The sequence below is a fragment of the Kitasatospora sp. MAP5-34 genome, from assembly GCF_029894335.1.
GTDB lineage: Bacteria > Actinomycetota > Actinomycetes > Streptomycetales > Streptomycetaceae > Kitasatospora.
On record NZ_JARXZC010000097.1, the window covers coordinates 1 to 2233 of the forward strand.

General features: G+C 67.4%; 1 protein-coding gene. It reads right to left on the minus strand.

Annotation, left to right across the window (positions count from 1 at the left end; genetic code table 11):
• On the minus strand, positions 1–2233 hold a 2233-nt coding region (locus tag P3T29_RS32510), incomplete at both ends, for a dihydropteroate synthase (RefSeq protein ID WP_280720279.1).

A 2233-nucleotide genomic window follows, 5' to 3' on the forward strand; every position in this document is an offset into this window, starting at 1 on the left:
CCCCACTGCCCCTTGAACAACGCGTCCTCGTCCAGCCAGGACGAATAGTCCGCGAACGGGATCCCCTTGACGATCCGGTCCCCCCAGAACGGCGGCTCCGGCACCCGGTTCACCACCGACACATCAGAGCGGACCTGCCCCAGGTTCACCTCCGGCTCCTCCACCACCTCCACCCGGGCGTGCCGACGCTGCTTCAACTCCGGCAGCACCGCCCCCGGCACCCCCCGCTTCACCGCGATCAGCGCGTCCATCAACCGCAGACCCTCGAACGCGTCCCGCGCGTAGCGGACCTCACCCTCGTAGATCTCGTGCAGATCCTGCTCCACATACGCACGCGTCAACGCCGCCCCGCCCAGGATCACCGGGTAATCCGCCGCCAACGACCGCTGGTTCAGCTCCTGCAGGTTCTCCTTCATGATCACCGTGGACTTCACCAACAGCCCCGACATCCCGATCACATCCGCCCGGTGCTCCACCGCCGCGTCCAGGATCGCCGACACCGGCTGCTTGATCCCCAGATTCACCACCGTGTACCCGTTGTTGGACAGAATGATGTCCACCAGGTTCTTCCCGATGTCGTGCACATCGCCCTTGACGGTGGCCAGCACGATCGTGCCCTTGCCCTCATCGTCGGACTTCTCCATGTGCGGCTCCAGATGCGCCACCGCCGTCTTCATCACCTCGGCGGACTGCAGCACGAACGGCAACTGCATCTGCCCCGACCCGAACAGCTCCCCGACGACCTTCATCCCCGCCAGCAGCGTACTGTTCACGATCTCCAACGCCGGACGCCCGGTGAGCGCCTCGTCCAGGTCCGCCTCCAGCCCCTTACGCTCACCATCGATGATCCGCCGCTGCAACCGCTCCTCCAACGGCAACGCCGCCAGCTCCTGCGCCTTCGTCTCCGCACTGGACGCGGCGCTCACCCCCTCGAACAGCTGCAGCAGCCGCTGCAACGGGTCATAACCCTCCGAACGGCGGTCATACACCAGGTCCAGCGCCACCTCCCGCCGCTCCTCGGGAATCCGCGCGATCGGGAGGATCTTCGACGCGTGCACGATCGCCGAATCCAACCCCGCCGCGACACACTCGTTCAGGAACACCGAATTGATGACCTGACGCGCCGCCGGCGACAGCCCGAACGAGATGTTCGACAGACCCAGCGTCGTCTGCACCGCCGGATGACGACGCTTCAACTCCCGGATCGCCTCGATCGTCTCGATCCCGTCGCGCCGCGACTCCTCCTGCCCCGTCCCGAGGGTGAACGCCAGGCAGTCCACCAGGATCGAACCCTCGTCGATCCCGTAATCGGCGGTGAGCTCGGTGATCAGACGCTCGGCGATCTCCACCTTCTTCGCGGCGGTCCGCGCCTGCCCCTCCTCGTCGATCGTCAACGCGATCAGACCCGCACCGTGCTCCCGCGCCAGCGACGCGATCCGCGCGAACCGCGAATCCGGCCCGTTGCCGTCCTCGTAGTTCACCGAGTTCAGCACCGCCCGACCGCCCAGCATCTCCAACCCCGCGCGCAGCACGTCCACCTCGGTGGAGTCCAGCACGATCGGCAGCGTCGACGCCGTCGCCAGCCGCCCGGCGATCTCCCGCATGTCGGCGACACCGTCCCGGCCGACATAGTCCACACACAGGTCCAGCAGATGCGAACCGTCCCGGATCTGCTCCCGGGCGATCTCCACACACGCCTGCCAGTCCCCCGCCAGCATCGACTCCCGGAACTTCTTCGACCCGTTCGCGTTCGTCCGCTCCCCGATCGCCAGATACGACGTGTCCTGACGGAACGGCACCGACTGGTACAACGACGCGGCCGCCGCCTCCGGCCGCGGCGAACGCGCGGCGACCTCGCGCCCCCGGACGCGGTCCACAACGGCACGCAGGTGTTCGGGGGTGGTGCCGCAGCACCCGCCCACCAACGACAACCCGTACTCACGGGTGAACGTGTCATGCGCGTCCGCCAGCTCCTGCGGCGACAGCGGATAGTGCGCGCCGTCCTTGCCCAGCACCGGCAGACCCGCGTTCGGCATGCAGGAGAGGCCGATCCGGGCGTTCTTCGCCAGATACCGCAGATGCTCACTCATCTCCGCCGGCCCGGTCGCACAGTTCAGACCGATGAAATCCACACCGAGCGGCTCCAACGCCGTCAGAGCCGCACCGATCTCCGAACCGAGCAGCATCGTGCCCGTCGTCTCCACCGTGACCTGCACGAACACCGGCAGGTCCA